The following is a 17,657-nucleotide window of genomic DNA, read 5'->3' on the forward strand; positions in this document are numbered from 1 at the left end:
CGTTTCCATTGGGAGGAAAACAAATGCTGAGACGTGAATTCATGAAGCTGGCGGTTGCCGCCGGGATCGGGCTTTCCGGCGGAGCGGCTTTTGCAGCCGACATGCCGGCGCCGTTCGACAAGCCGGAAGAGGTCAAGATCGCGCTGGTGCGTTATCTGTCCACCGGTGACTTCTTCCAGTCCTATCTTTCAGGTGTTGAAAAGCAGTCAGCTGCCCTTGGCGTTGATCTGCGTGTTCTCGACAGCCGTCAGGATGCCGCCCTTCAGGCCGACATGGTCGATCAGGCCATCGCGCTTGGTGTCGACGGCATCATCATCCAGCACGGCCTGACCGAATCCATGAAGGCCGCCGCACAGCGCGCCGTCGATGCGGGCATCAAGGTTGTCGCCTTCGACGTCAACGTTGAAAACGATGCGATCCCGCAGATCGAACAGTCCGACTACCTGCTCGGCAAGCTGGCCCTGGAACAGGCGATCAAGGACAATGGCGACAGCTTTACCGCCGGTTATGTCTATGTGCCGGGCATCGCGCCGCTGGACCGCCGCGACGTCGCCTGGAAGGAAGTCAAGGAAGCCAATCCGGGGATCACGGAAGCGGCCATGTTCGGCACGCTTGATAACCCGATTGCCAACTCCGTTGCCAACCAGGCCCGTTCGGTGCTGCAGGCCAACCCGAACATCAATGTCGTCTTTGCCCCTTACGATGAATTTGCCAAAGGCGTGAAGATCGCGGTCGATGAAGCCGGTCTCAACCAGGACATCGCCATTTATTCCGCGGACGTTTCCACGGCCGATATCTCCGCCATGCGCGAGCTGGATTCTGCGTGGGCGGCAACGGTCGCGACCAACCCGGCGGTTGTCGGTGAAGTCAGTGTGCGCACGCTGGCGCTGATGCTGGCAGGTGAAGACCCGGGCAAGCAGGTTGTCGTGCCGCCGACCCTGATTACCCAGGACTTCCTCAATGAGCAGGACGTCAAGAACATGGAAGAGCTGGGCCAGAAGATGCCGCAGTTCCAGCATGCCGATGTTTCTGTTGCCGAATGGATCCCGCTTCCGGCGCGCTAAGGCCAGGTTCAATAACCCGTCAAAAGAAAACCCGGTGCCTTGGCACCGGGTTTTTTTTGTCTGGCAGGGACTGGGCGTGATGTCAGATCGCGCGTCCCGTGTTCACATCAGGGATTGCGAGGCCTGCTTAACGTTCTTGGTCGCGGCGTCTATCTGGGCAGTTGCCGAGGAGATCGACTGCATGTTGGAGGTGATCCGTTCCACGCCCTGGGCGGCCGAATGCATGTTGGAGGATATGTCATTCGTAACCGCCGACTGCTCCTCGACCGAGGATGCGATGCTGGCGGCGATGTCTCCGACATTCTTGATGACAGCAAGGATCGATTCGATTGCGGCGACTGCCTGACCGGTCGTCTCCTGCATGGAGCCGATCTGGTTGGAGATCTCTTCGGTTGCCTTGCTTGTCTGCGCGGCGAGGCTCTTCACTTCGGAGGCAACAACGGCAAAGCCCTTGCCGGCTTCCCCAGCTCTTGCGGCCTCGATGGTCGCGTTCAGGGCCAGGAGATTGGTCTGGTCGGCGATGCCGTCGATCAGTTCGATTACCGAACCGATCGTCTTTGCATCCTCAGACAGCCCGCTCATTATGTCACTTGACCGCTCGGCCTCGGTCGCAGCGCTTTGCGAAACTTCAAGCGCGGTCTGGACCTGGCGGCTGATTTCCTGAATCGAGGCAACAAGTTCTTCTGCCGCCGCCGCGACAGTCTGCACGCTGGAATAGGTCTGTTCGGACGCTGATGCGGAAGTTGTTGCCTGTTCCGTGGTGTTGGAAATGGCCGTGGCGATTTCGGAAAGATCCTGGTCGATGCCCTGTTGAACGGTCGCGCGGCGACGTCTTTCGACAACCTGTGGCGTGCGGTCAGTCGCGAACTTCACGACCTTGAAGGGACGACCGGCGGAATCGAATATCGGATTGTAGGTTGCCTGGATCCAGACTTCGCGCCCACCATTGCCGATGCGCTTGAACTCACCCGCCTGAAATTTGCCTTCGGCGAGATTCTTCCAGAACTGCCGGTACTCCGTGCTCGCTGCATGGTCCTTTTCGACGAACATGCTGTGTTTACGGCCCTTGATTTCATCAAGGGAGTAACCCATCGCGGACAGGAAATTTTCGTTTGCGTCGAGGATCGTGCCGTCGAGGTCGAAATGGATCACGGCCTGCGACCGGTTCATCGCTTCAACCTGACCTTCAAAATCGGCGCTCTTTTGCTTGCGCTCGGTGATGTCCGAGGCGATCTTGACTACTTTGACCACCTTGCCGGCGGTGTTGAGGATCGGGTTGTACGAAGCCTGGATCCAGACTTCTCGGCCACCCTTGCCGTAGCGCAGATATTCGGCGGTCTGAAATTCGCCTTGCGCCAGCTTTTTCCAGAAGGCCTTGTATTCTGCCGATGCCGCGTAGGCGGGGTCGACAAACATGCTGTGAGGTTTTCCCTGAACTTCATTGAGGGCGTAGCCCATCGCTTTCAGGAAATTGGGATTGGCAGTCAGGATCGTGCCTTCGGGTGTAAACTCGATGATGGCCTGCGAGCGGTTTAGCGCATCAAAGGCGGCTTTCCACATGTTCGACCCTGAAAACAGCACCTTGTTTACTCCCGGTTTTTGCCTCTGTAGGGGGAGATATTGTCGTAGGGGAAACTGAAGAAAGAGTTTCAATGACCCTTTCTAGTCGGACGATATAGCTATTTTTGACAACACAAATAGGTGATCGCGCAATCCTGAGACGGTGTCGAATTTAGCACTGCAGCCTTGGGGTGTTTTCCCAGGTCTCAGGCCCTGGCCTGCCGCCGGACACGGCCGAATTCCGAGCTCAGCACCTGGGTTCTAAATTTTCGCAACAGGTCCATGTCGAGCTTGCCCTTCATCTCGAACATGATCGCAAAGGCCTGGCGCGGACTGAGGCTGTCCTTGTAGGCTCGTTTTTCGGTGAGGGCGGAATAGATGTCGCTGATCGTCAGAAGCCTGACCCTTTGCGAGATCTGATTGCCTTTGAGGCCATCCGGATACCCGGTTCCGTCCAGAAACTCATGGTGACACAGCGCCATCTCGACAACCTGCTTTGGAACTTCCTGGCGCGTTGCCAGCATCTCCCGGCTAAAGAGCGGATGTTTGTTGACAAGCTCACGTTCTTCCAGGGTCAGCCTGCCAGGCTTGTCCAGGATGGAAAGCGGGATCTTGACCTTGCCCAGGTCGTGCACCAGTGCACCCAGGCCGAGAATTGTCTGCTCCGCTTCGGAATGGCCGAGTGCACGCGAAAACGAAACCGTGTGTCCGGCGACCATCATCGTGTGGCAGAAGGTGTGGCTGTGGTGGCATTGAACCGCACTCAACCAACTGTCGAGACCGTCCGTCATGATGACCGAGGTGATGTCCTGGGCGTTGGTTGCCAGAAGCTGCATGGGCAGGGGAGCGCCGGAAAGGGCTGCGGCCGACATCAGGTTCAAGCCCATGCTGGTGGTTTCAACCGATTTGACGATCTTCTCCGAATACCGGCTGGGCAGCGTCGGTTTGGAATAGTCGCCCACCACTTCGCGTATTTTTTCGAATAGTGTCGCGAATTTTTCCTCGCGATCTATCAGATTGTAGAAGCCGAGCTCGCGGGCCTGCAGCACGCTCTGTCTGCTTTTTGTGTCAACGATGCCGAGCGCCGGCACGGATTGGCCGCTTCTCGAAAAATCCCGAAGGATTTCGATGTGGTCAGTGCCAAGGTCCAGAAAGTCGACAAGAAGCAGCGAGCGGGGCTTGATGTCCCTCAGGTTGGCGCGGGAGAAGGCAATTCGTTTTGTCGGGTAGAGGGTCGCGATTCTGGCGAAACGCGATGGAAAATTTCCGAAATCCACTGCCGCAACTAAAATTTGAACCATGATCAATTGGCATCTGAAACAATTTTGGTTGAAATCAAGGATTGTAGAAAAAACCTAAAAAAGGTTTAGTAAATCTGCCAAGTAAAAATACGCAGGATGCTGCGTAATTTTTGCTTCGGACACTTCCCTTTAACCGCATGTGTGAATTGGCCAGCCTGTAAACGTTAAAGGCACTTGGTGAATAATCGTGTGCAGTGCAGCAAAGTTTTGGCTACGCGAAAAGTGCTGCGTGACGGTTGCAGGGCTGAAAGTCTCGCCTTTTCAGGTGCTCGACGTTTCCTGCGCTCACCAACGTGCCGGGCGAGCTGGCCTGTGCGGTCTCTGGATGAACGTGGTTGGAGGCTGATTGCCGCGACGCAGGGCTCTCATGTCGGGAGCGTTCTGAGCGAAAACAGGATGCGGAAAACGAAAAGGCGCGGACGATGTCCGCGCCTTCCTGACAAGATAAATTGTCGATGGTTGGTTGCCTCAGGCGGCTGCCACACCGTTCAGGAATGTTTCCACTTCCTGTTTCAGCTCTTCCGTGCGCGAAGACAGCATTTCCGATGCGTCCAGAACCGATTGGGAAGCCTGTGACGTCTGATTGACCGCACTGGAAAGGTCGGACATGCAGGACGACACGAAGGTGGTGCCTTCGGCGGCATTCTGGGCGTTCTGCGAAATCTCGCCGGTGGCCGAGCCCTGCTGGCTCACGGCTGCCGCGATGGTGCTGGTGTAGGAATTCACCTCTTCCATGATCTTGGTGATTTCCGCGATCGCACCGACCGAGTCCTTGGTCGCATCCTGAATGGCGGTGATCTGGGCGCTGATTTCCTCGGTCGCCTTGGAGGTCTGGGTGGCCAGTTCCTTCACTTCCGCCGCGACGACCGCGAAGCCCTTGCCGGCTTCCCCGGCGCGTGCCGCCTCGATGGTGGCGTTGAGGGCCAGCAGGTTGGTCTGCTCGGCAATCGCCTGGATGAGCGTTACCACTTCGCCGATCTTGGAGGCGGAGGCTGCAAGGCCTTCCACCTTTTCGTTGGTCATGCGGGTGCCTTCGGTTGCCCGGCCAACAACTTCCGTCGTCTGGGCCACCTGGCGGGAAATTTCGCTGATGGACGCGGAGAGTTCTTCTGCGGCGCTGGCCACGGTCTGAACGCTCGATGTTGCTTCATCGGCAGAGTTCAGGGTTTCCGTCGCGCTTGAGGCGCTCTGGCCGGACAGGTCGGAGAGGTGTCCCGCGGTGCCTTCCAGGCCATGAACGGTTTCGTTGACCGAGTTGAGCACGTTGGAGACATTTGTCCGGAAGGTTTCGATCAGACCCTGAACACGGTTCTGACGGTCGATCGCAGCGGCTTCGGACGTACGCTGGTGCTCGGTCAGTTCGATCCGCTCGACGGCCCTGTCACGCAGGGTGCTGACGGCCTGGGCAAGCGTGCCGATCTGGTCGGAGCGTTCCTTGAAGGGGACTTCGTCTGCGAGATTGTCCTGCGCAATCTGGTCCGTGATTTCCGCAAGGCGTGTAATCGGACGCAGCTGGCGGCGAATTGCGAGGATCAGGAGGACCACCGAAACGGCGACGACCGGCAGCACCAGCATCGCGTAGCGGCTGGTCAGTTCCCATGCGTTGGCTTCGACTGCAGCCTTTTCCACGCCGGCATAAAGGATGCCGAGAATATCGCCCTTGGACGAGAAAATCGGCTGGTAAACAGTGAAGTAGTCCTTGCCGAGAATGGTGGCCTGCCCGTGGAAGGTCTTGCCCTGGGTAACGACAGGATAAACCGCGCCGTTCTGGCCGAGCTGGGTTCCGACGGCACGCTTGCCGTCACCCTTGATGATGTTGGTGGTCTTGCGCCAGAAATCCTTCGTTTCCGGATCCCAGGCAAAAACAGTCGCGGTTTCACCTGTCATGCGCCCGACGGCGTCGATCATGTCATGGTTTTCGAACACCGGCATTTCGGCCAGTTCGATCCGCTTGACGTTGTTGTTCGCGTCCCAGCTGACCTTTGCACCGTCGATGCGATCCTGAAACAGCGTCGCTGCCACGCGAAGGTTGATATCCTGTTTGACGAGGGCACGGTCCTCAGCCTGGCCAAGGGCTACCTGATACAGGATAAAGCCTACAACAATCATCGATATTCCAAGCACGCTGGCAGAAATAATTGCGAGCGTCGAAGTCACGCTTAATCGGGACAAGAACTTCTTCATCATTTCCCCCAAGGTCATAATTGGGATCATCTTTGTCGATTTGCGTAAATTAAGAATGAAAGAAAATTCGCGTAAAAATAGCAGTGATAATCACAGTTTAGTGAGCGTTTCATAGTTCCGTGAAAGAGCTGCAGTTTATGTTGTTTTTGTGTATTTTCTCCGCATGATCCATCTCTGTACCGATGGAGTTTCTGTCTTGTCGCTTTCCTGAAGCTGAACTGAAAGGAGCAGAAACCCTCGGTCAGTTACAAGAATGCTGGAGGAAACATGACGCGCCTGGCCGCCATTTGCCTTTTCCTGCTTTGCATTTCGGGGACGTCCGTCCTGGCGCGAAGCGTTACCGATTCCGCGGGTCGTACGGTCGAGATCCCGGAGACGGTGACCCGGGTGTTTGCTGCCGGGCCTCCGGCGTCCATTCTCGTCTATGCGCTCAAACCGGAAGCGCTGCTCGGCTGGCCGAGAGCGCTGCGGGACTACGAGAAGCCATTCATCGCCGAAGCCTTTCGGGACCTGCCCGAGACCGGCCGCCTGACCGGGCGTGGCGGGGAGGCAAACCTGGAGCGGGTTCTTGCCCTGAAACCCGATCTGATCATCGATTTCGGGTCCGTCCGCGATACCTATATCGATCTTGCCGACCGCGTGCAGGAACAGACGGGGATTCCCTATCTCCTGGTCAACGGCCGGTTCGATGAAACCGCCGGCGCGTTGCGTCTTGTGGGCGAGGCGCTTGGCGTTCCGGAACGTGGAGATCTTCTGGCAGCAGATGTCGAGGCAACCTTCACCGCACTGACGTCGGCACTCGGTGCCGTGCCCGAGGCGGACAGGCCGCGTGTTTACCTCGCCCGTGGGGCGGATGGACTTGAAACAGGCCTGAAAGGCTCGATCAACACCGAAATCATCGAAAAGGCCGGTGGGCGCAACGTTGCCGATGTGCCTGGGCAATACGGACTGGTGCAGGCAAGTCCCGAGCAGATTATCGTTGCCAATCCGGACACAATCGTGACGTGGGATCGTAGCTTCTATGAAGCTGTCTGGCAGGATCCCCTGTGGCAAGGCATTGCCGCGGTACGTGAAGGCCGGGTTTTCCTGTCACCAACGGCCCCTTTCAGCTGGATCGACAGGCCGCCGTCCGTCAATCGGATGATGGGTCTGAAATGGCTTGCAGGTCTATTCTATCCCGAACTCTGGGATGGGGAGCTGCGTCAGGAAACCGCCGACTTCTATAAGTTGTGGTATCATGTGGACCTGAGTGAAGCAGAGCTCGACACTCTGCTGGAATGGGCAAAGGGGCGGGCTCCCTGACCGGCAAATCTACTTCTTTCGCGCGTTCCGGCTTGTTCGTATGGCTCGGCCTCGCGCTTGTTCTTGGCAGTTTCGCGGCTCTTCTGATCGGTCCGTTTCCGCTTACGCCGTCCGAGGCCGTCGGTGTGCTGGCGCGCGTCGTATCCGGCGCACAGCCTTCGGGAACGCAGGACACGGTGCTGCTGTCGATCCGTCTGCCAAGGGTGGTTGCCGCGCTGCTGGTCGGCGCTTCGCTTGCTGCAGCCGGTGCATGTTACCAGACCCTTTTCCGCAATCCGCTGGTGTCACCGGATATTCTCGGTGTTTCTGCCGGCGCGGGGCTCGGGGCCGTGCTTGGCATCTTCCTGTCGCTTCCTGTCGCGGCAATCCAGCTGATGGGTTTTGCCGGCGGTCTTGCCGCTGTTGCTCTCGTCGGTTTTGTTGCCGCGACGGTGCGCGGGGGAGACAGCACGCTTGTCCTTGTGCTTGCAGGCGTCGTCGTCGGCGCTCTGGCGGGGGCGGCGACATCCTTGCTCAAAGTGCTGGCGGATCCGTATGACCAGCTTCCGGCGATCACTTTCTGGCTGCTGGGCAGTCTGGCAGGCGTGAAGGCCGGCGATATCCTGCCGGCGGTACCTGCAGTTCTGTTCGGCCTTGTCCCGCTGTTCCTGTTGCGCTGGCGGATCAACGTCCTGTCTCTGGGGGATGAAGAAGCGAAGGCGCTTGGTGTGGAGGCCGGTCGGCTGCGGCTTGTTGTCATTTTCTGCGCGACCTTGATCACCGCAAGCGTCGTCGCCATTGCCGGTGTCGTGGGCTGGGTGGGGCTGGTGATACCGCATATCGCCCGGATGATCGTTGGCCCTGGTTTCGGGCGCCTGTTGCCGGCAGCAGCCTTGCTTGGTGCGGGATACCTTCTTGCAGTCGACACGCTGGCACGCACGCTCTCGGGAACCGAAGTCCCGCTCGGTATTCTGACCGCCGTTGTCGGTGCGCCATTTTTCCTGTGGCTGCTTGCCAGGGGGAGGCGGGCATGGGCGTGAAGCTCAGGGCTGAAAACCTGTCCATCGGGTATCCGGGCCACGATGTCGGGAGCGAGTTGAACCTGACAGCTTCCTCCGGCGACGTCTATTGCCTGCTGGGGCCCAACGGGTCCGGCAAGACCACTCTTTTCAAGACGCTTCTGGGGCTGTTGCCGGCGCGTGGCGGCACGGTGCTGGTGGAAGGACGGCCGCTGAAGTCGCTGTCCCGTGCAGATATCGCGACGCGGATCGCCTACGTTCCACAGGCACACGCCGCGCCTTTTGCCTTTCCGGTTCTGGAAGTCGTGTTGATGGGCCGAACCGCAAAACTGCGTGCCTTTCAGCAGCCCGGCCCGCGTGACAGGGACGTCGCGTTGGCGGCGCTGGAAAGGCTCGGTATCGGGGAACTCGCCGGTGCAGACTATACGCGGCTTTCCGGTGGACAGAGGCAACTGGTGCTGATCGCCAGGGCACTTGCGCAGGAAACACGTGTCCTCGTGATGGATGAGCCGACAGCCAGTCTCGATTTCGGGAATCAGGCGCTGGTGCTTTCCGAAGTTGCGGGTCTTGCGGCGGACGGCCTGACTGTTGTCCTGTCGACCCACGACCCTGATCACGCCTTTGCAATCGGAACCAGGGTGGCTTTGCTACACGATGGTCGCATCAAGACGGATGGCCCTCCAAAGGAAGTGCTGACAAGCGCCGCTCTTTGCAAAGTCTATGGTGTCGATGTGCGGATCGAACAGCTCGCCGATGGCCGCACCGTCTGCCTGCCGTCACTTGCGCGCAAGCGGGAAGTGGAGCAGGTCTGAATTGCCCCTTGACTCATTCATAACTCCACGGTTATTGATTCAATCAATAACCGTGGAGTTATGAATTTGAGTGAGCCAACACCTGACCTTCTGTTTCGGACGCTGGCCGACCCGACCCGGCGGGCGTTGTTCGAGCGGCTTTGCCGCGAAGGCGAGCTGACAGTGCGGGTGTTGACCGATCAGGCCGGTGTCTCCCAGCCCGCAGTTTCCAAACATCTTGGCGTCCTGAAGGAGGCCGGGCTTGTCACGGACCGCCAGGAGGGCAGGCAGTCGCACTATAGCGCCAGGCCCGGAGCGCTCGCACCGCTGGTCGACTGGACTCAGCGCATGAACGTGTTCTGGGAACGCCGATTCGACGATCTGGAAGACCTTTTGAGAAGAATGGACCAATGAGTTTCTCGGACGAAGATACCCTTGCTGTTGTCGTGGAACGGGAAATTCCCTTTCCCGCGGAAAAGATCTGGCGCGCGTTGACCCAGCCCCACCTGATCGAGGAATGGCTCATGAAAAATGCCTTCAAACCGGTTGTCGGTCACCGCTTCGACCTGAGTGCCGACTGGGGAATGGTCGATTGCGAAGTCCAGTCGATCGAGCCGCATAAAGCGCTGGCCTACAGCTGGAACACCAAGGATCTTCGAAGCACCGTGACCTGGACATTGACCCCGACGGATAACGGCACCCTTCTACGTATGGAGCAAATCGGCTTCACGCAGGAACAACTGCCCTACTATCGCGGTGCAAGCGCCGCCTGGCCCCGCTTCATGGAAGCGCTGGAAAGCGTTGTTGCGCGGCTGGACGATGCCGGCAAAGACGCCTGATAACCGCAAGGAAGACGACCATGGACAATCAAATGTCCCCCGCGCAGCAGATCGACGCCAGGATCGCAGAACTTGACGACTGGCGTGGACGCACACTGGCGCGGATGCGCGCCCTCATTCACGAAGCGGTTCCCGAAGTCGAGGAAACCTGGAAATGGCGCGGTGTTCCCGTCTGGGAAAAGGACGGCATCATCTGCACTGGAGAGACTTACAAGAAAGCCGTGAAGCTGACGTTCGCAAAAGGCGCATCACTTGATGATCCGGCTGGTCTCTTCAATTCCAGCCTGGACGGCAACGTGCGCCGGGCAATCGACCTGTTCGAGGATGCAGTCATCGATGAAGCGGCGCTGAAAGCCCTCGTTTGTGCAGCCGCCGAGCAGAATGCCACTGCCTCGGCTGCCAGGAAAACGCGCAGGAAATCAGCCCAGGTCTGACAGTCCGCCACGTGGCGGACTGAGCGCACTCCCCCAACTCTCAAGAACCCTTTGCTGACGGATCTTTCCGGCAGACGGGATCTTGCGTCGTGATTACCAGGAGCAAACCATGAATTGGAACAAGATCATCCGTCAGCTGCACCGCTGGCTGTCCATAGCCTTTACGCTGGCCGTGGTTGTCAATCTGGCTGCCATGGGGCAGTCCGAGCCGGCACTCTGGGTCGGTTTACTGGCGTTGGTGCCATTGATCTTCTTGCTGGTATCGGGACTTTATCTTTTTGCCCTACCTTATGCCGAAAGGTGGCGTCGGCAGGCACGGTAACGAGCAGGCGATTGGAGGATAGCCCGAATTCGGCTTGCAGGCGCCGTTGGCCGTCAGGTCAACGGCATTGGTGTGCCCTATCCTGGAAACTTTATCGTGAAATAGGGGGCAGGGGCGTTTTCCCCCGGCGCAATCAACCCTGGAACGGGATTGTCATCCGGTGTCAGGGACTGCAGGTAGCTCGCAAGAGCTTCGGCGTCCTGTGTGGTCAGTCCGGCGTAGGCAGGCCAGGGCATAACGGGAATGAGCAACCGTCCGTCTGGTCGAACGCCGGTCGTCAGGGCCGTTACGATTTCTTCCGTACTCCAGGATCCCGCCCCGCCATTGGCGGGCGTGAGGTTCGGGCCCCAGACAATACCTGCCTGCGGAATTTCAAAGCCGACATTGCCGCCGATGAGCCCGGCTTCGGGCATCGGCGCGCCGTTCGGTCCGCGCGGACTGTGACAATCGGCGCAAGCCATGATCCGGGCAAGATAGGCTCCACGTGCAGCCTTGTTCTCATCCGCGGTCGCGGATCCTGAAAAGGCCGCGAGCACCGCAAAAGCCAGAATGGTTCTCTGGAAGACCAAGCAGATCATTGCCGCCTCCTAAGCCGCAGCTTGACCTGGAAGCATTTCCAGGCCGTAGTCGGGAGCAAGTTCCATGAAACGTTCTGCTCCTTCCGTGCCGGCTTCGGCAGCGCGCGCGAACATCGTTTCGAACCCGCCGGGCGTAACGGTCACATCGAGCCAGCCCTCGACATCGCCGACATTGCGAAACGCATGCGGGACACCGCGCGGCAGGACGACGACATCACCTGGATGGACGTCGAAGACTTCATCGGCGCACCAGATGCGGAAATGACCTTCGCGGACATTGAACATCTCGTCTTCCTTGTGATGGATGTGCAGGGGGACACCTTCTTCGGGCGGAACGATTTCCTCAAAAAATCCAAGCCGTCCGCCGGTATCGGCACTCCGCACCCTTAAGCGGCGGAAGCCGAGTATTTCGTTTTCGCAAGCGTCCCGGTGCGCCGCGATTGCGGCTGCATTAAAAATTGCTGTCATAATGGGTCTCCTCAAGCCGCAAACTGCGGCGAGGGCAAAAAATACGACTTTCCCGAAATTGCGGAAGTGGCGATACTCCGGACAGTTTGTCCGGTTTCACAGGACGTTCGCATGGCACTCTTTGATGCAATAGAGATCTTCGCCCGGGTGGTTGAAGCCGGAAACATTACCCGGGCCGCCGAGCAGCTCGGCTTGTCCAAATCCCGTGTCAGCGAATGTGTCATTGCCCTGGAAAAACGTCTGGGGGTACGCCTTCTCGACCGGACCACCCGTCACGTTTCTCCAACCGAAGCCGGTGTGATCTTCTACCAGCGCTGTACCCGTGCACTGGAAGAGGCACACGCGGGTGCAACTGAAGTGATGGCGTATCAGGAAACCCCAGTTGGCCATATGCGGATCGGTGCGCCTGAAGCTTTTGCTGACCGGTTTATCATTCCGGCACTCGGGTCTTTTCTTGCAGAGAATCCGCAAGTGACAGCAGAAATCGTCGAAGACATGCGCATGGTCAACCTCGTTGAGCAGCGTCTCGACCTGTCGATAAGGATCGTGCGTGAACCGGAGCCTGCGACGATTGTCCGTAAACTCGGCATGTCGGAGATCCTCGTCTGTGCCGCACCGGACTACATCGCAAGGCATGGGGTGCCGCAACATCCCGTCGACATTCCGGACCACAAGTGCATCGGGTTCGCTGCGCTCTACTGGGCACGGGAATGGCCGTTCTTGTCGCCTCAGAAACACACCGTTTCACTGTCTCCCGTGATGATTTGCAACAGCACAGCATCGCTACGGGCAGCGGTCGTGTCGGGTATCGGCCTGGCGGCACTCCCCCGTTGGGCGGTTGCCACTGAGCTGAATGAGGGGGCCCTCGTCAGGGTGATGCCGGACTGGACGCTACCTGAAAGCGGCATCTATGCCGTCTATCCTTCAAACCGACTGGTGACGGCGAAGGTGCGCCGCTTTGTCGATCACCTGGCGCCGATCCTGCGCAAAAGTCTAAGCGACATGCCGGACATGGACGTAGCGCAAGATGGATATCCCGCAGATGGCGTAAATGTGATTTCGGATGGTTCGCGCCCCGACGAACAGGCCGCCAGTTTGCGTTGATCTGCGCTCATTACCGTTCGGTTTTGGCGGCCGAAAGGCGCTGCTTGGCCGTAAATCGATGCTGACAACCGTTCCTGTCATCGAGGTGTTTGTTGCAAAAATACACCCAGTAGTAGTAATTCAGGCGATGTTGAGAAACGGGTTTAAGTAAATTTTTCGAAAAAAGTACCGATATATTCCCCAGATGGGGAATAGGAGATATGCCGTAGGGGCATAAGATCTTCCTGGCTGCGTCGGGGCGGTATGGCTGTTTAAGCTGGAACGTCTTGTTTGGTGTCAGCTGTGTTTTTGCCGGTTGCTTACTCGAGGGGCGGTCGGTCCTCGAAATTCGTTTCGGGTGTTTTTTAAACTATCGATACTGGCGTTAGGGAGCCGGGTGAGGTCGGAACTACCCGCTTGCAGCCCGCTGCAAAGTACCGGTTCGAATCCGGCTCCCATATTCCTCTCACACTTGTAGATCCATTGTTCCGATCTGCCAACTTCCCTTTGCCTAGCTGGCAAAGAGCAGCGCACTGCCTGCCACAACGCCTGCCGCGCCTACCCAGGCGCCGAGTGCCGGTGCTTCCCCGGTTCGCCACCACATCATCGGTAGCATGAGGACGGGTGTCGTTGCCGACAGGGTTGCGATGATACCGACTTCTCCGCCAGACAGCGCGAACAGGATCAGCGTCATGCCGAGACCCATGCCGAGCAAGCCGGAAATGGCGATCAGGCCGACGACCGGAAGCGTAAAGTTTCCTGCCGGCTTGACCCAGCTGACCGGAAGGCGTGTCAGGAGCAGCAGGCCCACAGCAGCAACGCCGACACGTATGCTGGAAGCTGCGACCGGGTCAGCACCGGTTTCCATGATCGGACGGGCAATGAGGGAGCCGACCGACTGGGACAGTGCTGCGGCAAGGCCGAGAAGCACGCCAATCCACACCGGACCCTTGATGTTTTCCCATTTGTGAAGCTGGGACTTGCGCTTGCCGAAACGGATGGCCAGCAGGACCCCCAGAAAGGTAAGGCCGATACCGACCATCTGCGTGGGGCTGAGGTCTTCGTTCAAGAGTAGCCAGCCGAGGATCGCCGACATGGGGGCATTCAGAGAGAACAGCATTGCGGTCCGGCGTGGACCCATGCGGTTCAACGTCAGGAAAAGCGCGGTGTCGCCAAGAAAGATGCCGACGAAACCGGACAGGACAAGAGGCAGCATCTGCGCGTCGCCGATGGAGCTCCACCCCGTGGTCAGGAGAACCCAGGCACACAGCATTAATGCCACAAGCACCATGCGGGTACAGTTGAAGGCAATCGCGCCGAGATGCTGAGCGGGGCCGGTGGACAGCAGACCTGTCAGCGCCCACAGGGCAGCCGCGCCGAGGGCTGCGGCTTCATAGAGAAACATCGGGTCAGGTCCGTAACAGATCGTCCTCCGGACCGGGCACTTTGCCGGTCCAGGCGGCTTCGAAGAAGGCGACTTCCAGTTTGCTCATCTGGCGGAAAAGGCCCGCAACGCGGGCTTGCTCGGGTTCCGGCAGAGTGGGGCCGATCCGATCCATTTCCGCCCGGATCCAGGCCACGAAGGCCTCGAAGCCAGGCACGGCGTGCAGGTCAATCCATTCGGCGAGATAAAACGCATCCGGGCGCGGTTTTCCCGCTTCGCGCTGGCCCCAGGTCAGGTAGCACCATTCCGCGCAGAGAAGGCATGCAAGTCCTTCGGCGTAACTGCCTTGTCCGGACGATTTCAGCAGGAGCTGCGAGAAAGCGCGGGTCACAGGGCCCTGTGCTGCGATCTCGTAAACTTGCGGTTCCACACCGAGCGCCTCGAACGAGCGCAGGAAATAGTCGCTTTCCTCCGAGGTCAGCAGAGCCAGGAAACCGGAGAGCCGCGACTTGGCGGGCATTCCGGGGGCTTTGGCGACGAGATATCCCAGAGTGGAAGCGAGATCCGTGACGAAGGTGTAATCCTCGATCAGATAACGCGCATAGGCTTCCTCCGGCATGGTGCCGTCGCCGATCGCTACAGTGAAGGGGTGGCTGCACGCATCGCTCCAGTAGGGCTCGGCGCAAGCTGCCAGCCAGTCGGTGAAGCGTCCGCCGGGAGCGCTTTCAAGGAAGTCGGTGAACGACCCGTCAAATTCAGAGGGCATGGGAGAAAACTCGTTGGCGACCTTTGCGAACGCCGGGAATAGGGGATGACAGAGGTGATGCTGTTTTGGCGGCCTGTCAACATCAAAACCTGTCGGTCGCCGGCAATGTTCGGGTTTGTGGCGCTGAGCTGGGTGTTGTCGCTTCAACGCTCGACATAGCGCGTCGAGCTTCCCCGCAAAGAGGAAATCCGGGGCCTGGATCGATGGCTCGGGAGGGGGGCTGCCCGGTAGGGTGTCGGGAACGCGGTTCCCGCTTCAGGACCTTCGCAGTGCCGTCGACCGGATGGCAGCCGGCAGGCCACAAGAAAACGGGCGCCCGAGGCGCCCGTTTGAACTGTCGATCAGGCTGCTGCCTTTTTCGGCGTGATCAGGCCGCGGTTCACGAGAACCTCGGCGATCTGGACGGCGTTGAGCGCCGCACCCTTGCGCAGGTTGTCGGAAACGACCCAGATGTTGAGGCCGTTTTCAACGGTTGCGTCCTCGCGGATGCGGGAGATGTACGTCGCATCTTCGCCGGCACTTTCGTATGGCGTGATGTAGCCGCCGTCTTCCTGCTTGTCGATGACGAGGCATCCCGGAGCTTCGCGCAGGATGTTGCGGGCTTCTTCAGCGGTGATCTCGTTTTCGAACTCGATGTTGACGCTTTCCGAATGGCCGATGAACACCGGTACGCGAACGGCGGTGCAGGTCACCTTGATGGCCGGATCGAGCATCTTCTTGGTTTCCGCCAGCACCTTCCATTCTTCCTTGGTGTAGCCGTCTTCCATGAAGCTGTCGATGTGCGGGATCACGTTGAAGGCGATGCGCTTGGTGAACTTGCTCGGCTCGATCGGATCGTTCACGAAAACCGCACGGGTCTGGTTGAACAGCTCTTCCATCGCTTCCTTGCCGCCGCCGGAAACCGACTGGTAGGTGGAAACGACGACGCGCTTGATCTTTGCGTGATCATGCAGCGGCTTCAGCGCCACGACCAGCTGGGCGGTGGAGCAGTTCGGATTGGCAATGATGTTCTTTTTCGTGAAACCGGCAACAGCATCGGCATTCACTTCCGGCACGATCAGCGGCACATCCGCGTCGTAGCGCCATGCGGAAGAGTTATCGATGACAATGCAGCCCTTGGCAGCGATCTTCGGCGACCATTCTTTGGAAACGGTGCCACCGGCGGACATCAGGCAGATGTCGGTGTCGGAGAAATCGTAGTTCTCCATGGCCTGAACCTTCAGCGTCTTGTCGCCGAAGGAGACTTCGGTGCCCTGGGAACGGCGGGAAGCGAGGGCGACGACTTCGTCTGCCGGAAAGCCGCGCTCAGCGAGAATGTCCAGCATCTCGCGTCCGACATTGCCGGTAGCGCCTGCAATTGCGATCTTGAAACCCATCTTTGACTAGTCCTTGTCCGTCTCCCCGCTTCGCCAGCCGCCCGGTTCTGGATGGGCGTGGCCGGCTCCCGGCGCCTCCCATCCCCGGGGAGGCGGGATGAGCGGCACCGTCAAGCGGTGGTCTTGGTGGTCTTGGTAGTGCGTTTAAGAGCGGTTGCGGCAGCCGTCCGGGGCTCGCCGCGCATGAAGGTAGCGCTGGCAAGGGCCTGGGACATCATATCCAGAATGTCGGCTTTCAGCCGGGTCATCGGGGCTCGCAATCGTCAAAACTTGAGACGGCGGTGTTTTTGCCCGGAAATCCCCGCGAGTCAACAAGGAATAGACAGGTGTTGCCAGCTAAGTGAACGAATTGATGCCGTTCGGGAACAGTCGAATAGCAGCAGCCTCGGCAATTTCACCGAAAGAAGACCTTCGGCAGCCTTGTGTTCTGGCGTGGATGTGTTCGTTTTTTGCGTGTCAGGTGGCAAAGAGCCGTCCCGGTCCACGGTCCGCCGTCGGCAGGTCCGCCAGATGCATCATGTGCCACGCGAGCGCCAGGTTGGAGCTGATGACGGGTTTGGAAAGACGTTTCTCGCAGGCTTCAATGACAGGCATCGTGCGCAAGTTGGTGCAGGAGGCAAAGACGGCTTCTATCTCCGGATCCTTGCCAACCTCGCAGATTGCCTCTTCCACGGACCGCAGGCTGATCCTTGCAACCACGGCTTCTTCCGCTTGCCCGAAAGAACCGACACTCAAGGGCGTTATGCCGTTTTCTTCCAGGAGACGGCAGAGTGCGTCGGAGACTTCCTCCACATAGGGCGAGATGATGGCGATCCTTGAGACACCAAGGTGTGCCAGGGCCGCAACGACTGCGCGGGCGGGGTCGGTCACGCGTGCGCCAGGATGAGTTGCCTGGATCGCACCGGCGACCTGATCCGATCCGATCACCGTTGCGCCGGACGTGCAGGCATAGGCAATGACGTCGAGTGGGCGTGTTCCCGGCAAGAGGGCTGCGGTGTCCTTCAGCCGGGCTTTCATCTGCATGAGTTTTTCGGAGGTGACTTCGGAAGCGCTCTCGATTCTTGCGTGAAGCAGCGAGACGCCTTCCTGATCAAAGAGGGGCCGAAACTCGCGCTCGATGGTTTCGTCAACCGACAGCAAGATCAGGCCGAAAGCCGCTTTGGTTGCCGATCCCCTGTCGCAGTCGAAGGAAAGTTTCATGCCGCGG

Annotated in this window: 19 protein-coding genes; 9 read left to right on the top strand and 10 right to left on the bottom strand. The window is 58.9% G+C overall.

Going from position 1 to position 17,657, the window contains the following annotated elements; genetic code table 11:
• The first annotated feature begins 41 nt into the window (after positions 1-41).
• Positions 42-1,064: a substrate-binding domain-containing protein gene (locus HEP89_RS10145; RefSeq protein ID WP_286201045.1), complete on the top strand. Its 1,023-nt coding sequence runs from the start codon at positions 42-44 to the stop codon at positions 1,062-1,064.
• A gap of 102 nt (positions 1,065-1,166) precedes the next feature.
• On the opposite strand, the gene HEP89_RS10150 is transcribed toward HEP89_RS10145, so the two are convergent.
• From HEP89_RS10150 to HEP89_RS10160, 3 genes are all read right to left on the bottom strand, one after another.
• Entirely contained in the window at positions 1,167-2,624 is a 1,458-nt protein-coding gene (locus HEP89_RS10150; RefSeq protein WP_023002861.1) for a PAS domain-containing methyl-accepting chemotaxis protein, read from the bottom strand.
• A 206-nt stretch (positions 2,625-2,830) separates the two neighbouring features.
• Positions 2,831-3,925 (bottom strand): HD domain-containing phosphohydrolase, encoded by a 1,095-nt coding sequence (locus HEP89_RS10155; RefSeq protein ID WP_168691952.1) that lies wholly within the window; start codon positions 3,923-3,925, stop codon positions 2,831-2,833.
• A gap of 468 nt (positions 3,926-4,393) precedes the next feature.
• Positions 4,394-6,034 carry a Cache 3/Cache 2 fusion domain-containing protein gene (locus tag HEP89_RS10160; protein WP_023002863.1) on the bottom strand — a complete coding sequence of 547 codons (1,641 nt, stop codon included), beginning with the start codon at positions 6,032-6,034 and terminating at the stop codon, positions 4,394-4,396.
• Positions 6,035-6,376: 342 nt separating this feature from the next.
• On the opposite strand from HEP89_RS10160, the gene HEP89_RS10165 reads away from it, so the two are divergent.
• From HEP89_RS10165 to HEP89_RS10195, 7 genes are all read left to right on the top strand, one after another.
• Positions 6,377-7,411 (top strand): iron ABC transporter substrate-binding protein, encoded by a 1,035-nt coding sequence (locus tag HEP89_RS10165; RefSeq protein WP_168691953.1) that lies wholly within the window; start codon positions 6,377-6,379, stop codon positions 7,409-7,411.
• Positions 7,387-8,430, top strand: coding sequence for an iron ABC transporter permease (locus HEP89_RS10170; protein ID WP_062486666.1), 1,044 nt, complete (start codon positions 7,387-7,389; stop codon positions 8,428-8,430). The genes HEP89_RS10165 and HEP89_RS10170 overlap by 25 nt, the downstream gene beginning before the upstream one ends.
• On the top strand, positions 8,427-9,221 hold the full coding sequence (locus tag HEP89_RS10175; protein WP_168692018.1) for an ABC transporter ATP-binding protein: 795 nt from the start codon (positions 8,427-8,429) through the stop codon (positions 9,219-9,221). The genes HEP89_RS10170 and HEP89_RS10175 overlap by 4 nt, the downstream gene beginning before the upstream one ends.
• Positions 9,222-9,281: 60 nt before the next feature.
• A complete protein-coding gene (locus tag HEP89_RS10180; protein ID WP_023002867.1) occupies positions 9,282-9,614 on the top strand; it encodes a metalloregulator ArsR/SmtB family transcription factor in 333 nt (110 codons plus the stop codon).
• Positions 9,611-10,039, top strand: a complete 429-nt coding sequence (locus HEP89_RS10185) for an SRPBCC domain-containing protein (RefSeq protein ID WP_023002868.1) — start codon at positions 9,611-9,613, stop codon at positions 10,037-10,039. Before HEP89_RS10180 ends, HEP89_RS10185 begins: the two co-directional genes overlap by 4 nt.
• Before the next feature lie 20 nt (positions 10,040-10,059).
• On the top strand, positions 10,060-10,473 hold the full coding sequence (locus HEP89_RS10190) for a DUF1801 domain-containing protein (RefSeq protein ID WP_168691954.1): 414 nt from the start codon (positions 10,060-10,062) through the stop codon (positions 10,471-10,473).
• A 109-nt stretch (positions 10,474-10,582) separates the two neighbouring features.
• On the top strand, positions 10,583-10,795 hold the full coding sequence (locus HEP89_RS10195) for a hypothetical protein (protein WP_055659743.1): 213 nt from the start codon (positions 10,583-10,585) through the stop codon (positions 10,793-10,795).
• Between the two features lie 77 nt (positions 10,796-10,872).
• On the opposite strand, the gene HEP89_RS10200 is transcribed toward HEP89_RS10195, so the two are convergent.
• Together HEP89_RS10200 and HEP89_RS10205 are read right to left on the bottom strand one after the other, a co-directional pair.
• Positions 10,873-11,373, bottom strand: coding sequence for a c-type cytochrome (locus HEP89_RS10200; protein WP_168691955.1), 501 nt, complete (start codon positions 11,371-11,373; stop codon positions 10,873-10,875).
• A gap of 9 nt (positions 11,374-11,382) precedes the next feature.
• Positions 11,383-11,841, bottom strand: a complete 459-nt coding sequence (locus HEP89_RS10205) for a cupin domain-containing protein (RefSeq protein WP_168691956.1) — start codon at positions 11,839-11,841, stop codon at positions 11,383-11,385.
• 111 nt (positions 11,842-11,952) lie between these two features.
• On the opposite strand from HEP89_RS10205, the gene HEP89_RS10210 reads away from it, so the two are divergent.
• The gene (locus tag HEP89_RS10210; protein WP_168691957.1) at positions 11,953-12,945 is read left to right on the top strand and encodes a LysR family transcriptional regulator; all 993 of its coding nucleotides are present in this window, start codon (positions 11,953-11,955) and stop codon (positions 12,943-12,945) included.
• Positions 12,946-13,435: 490 nt separating this feature from the next.
• Here HEP89_RS10210 and HEP89_RS10215 read toward each other — a convergent pair whose 3' ends face one another.
• The 5 genes from HEP89_RS10215 to HEP89_RS10235 form a co-directional block, all read right to left on the bottom strand.
• Entirely contained in the window at positions 13,436-14,329 is an 894-nt protein-coding gene (locus tag HEP89_RS10215) for a DMT family transporter (protein WP_062486675.1), read from the bottom strand.
• Between the two features lie 4 nt (positions 14,330-14,333).
• Positions 14,334-15,074, bottom strand: coding sequence for a TenA family protein (locus tag HEP89_RS10220; RefSeq protein WP_168691958.1), 741 nt, complete (start codon positions 15,072-15,074; stop codon positions 14,334-14,336).
• A 341-nt stretch (positions 15,075-15,415) separates the two neighbouring features.
• Complete coding sequence (locus HEP89_RS10225; protein ID WP_023002877.1) at positions 15,416-16,450, bottom strand: aspartate-semialdehyde dehydrogenase; 1,035 nt, start codon at positions 16,448-16,450, stop codon at positions 15,416-15,418.
• A gap of 110 nt (positions 16,451-16,560) precedes the next feature.
• Positions 16,561-16,698, bottom strand: coding sequence for a hypothetical protein (locus HEP89_RS10230; RefSeq protein WP_006937785.1), 138 nt, complete (start codon positions 16,696-16,698; stop codon positions 16,561-16,563).
• Between the two features lie 208 nt (positions 16,699-16,906).
• On the bottom strand, positions 16,907-17,650 hold the full coding sequence (locus HEP89_RS10235) for an aspartate/glutamate racemase family protein (RefSeq protein WP_168691959.1): 744 nt from the start codon (positions 17,648-17,650) through the stop codon (positions 16,907-16,909).
• Positions 17,651-17,657 lie beyond the last annotated feature (7 nt).

The organism is Labrenzia sp. 5N (assembly GCF_012395805.1).
Classification (GTDB): domain Bacteria; phylum Pseudomonadota; class Alphaproteobacteria; order Rhizobiales; family Stappiaceae; genus Roseibium; species Roseibium algicola.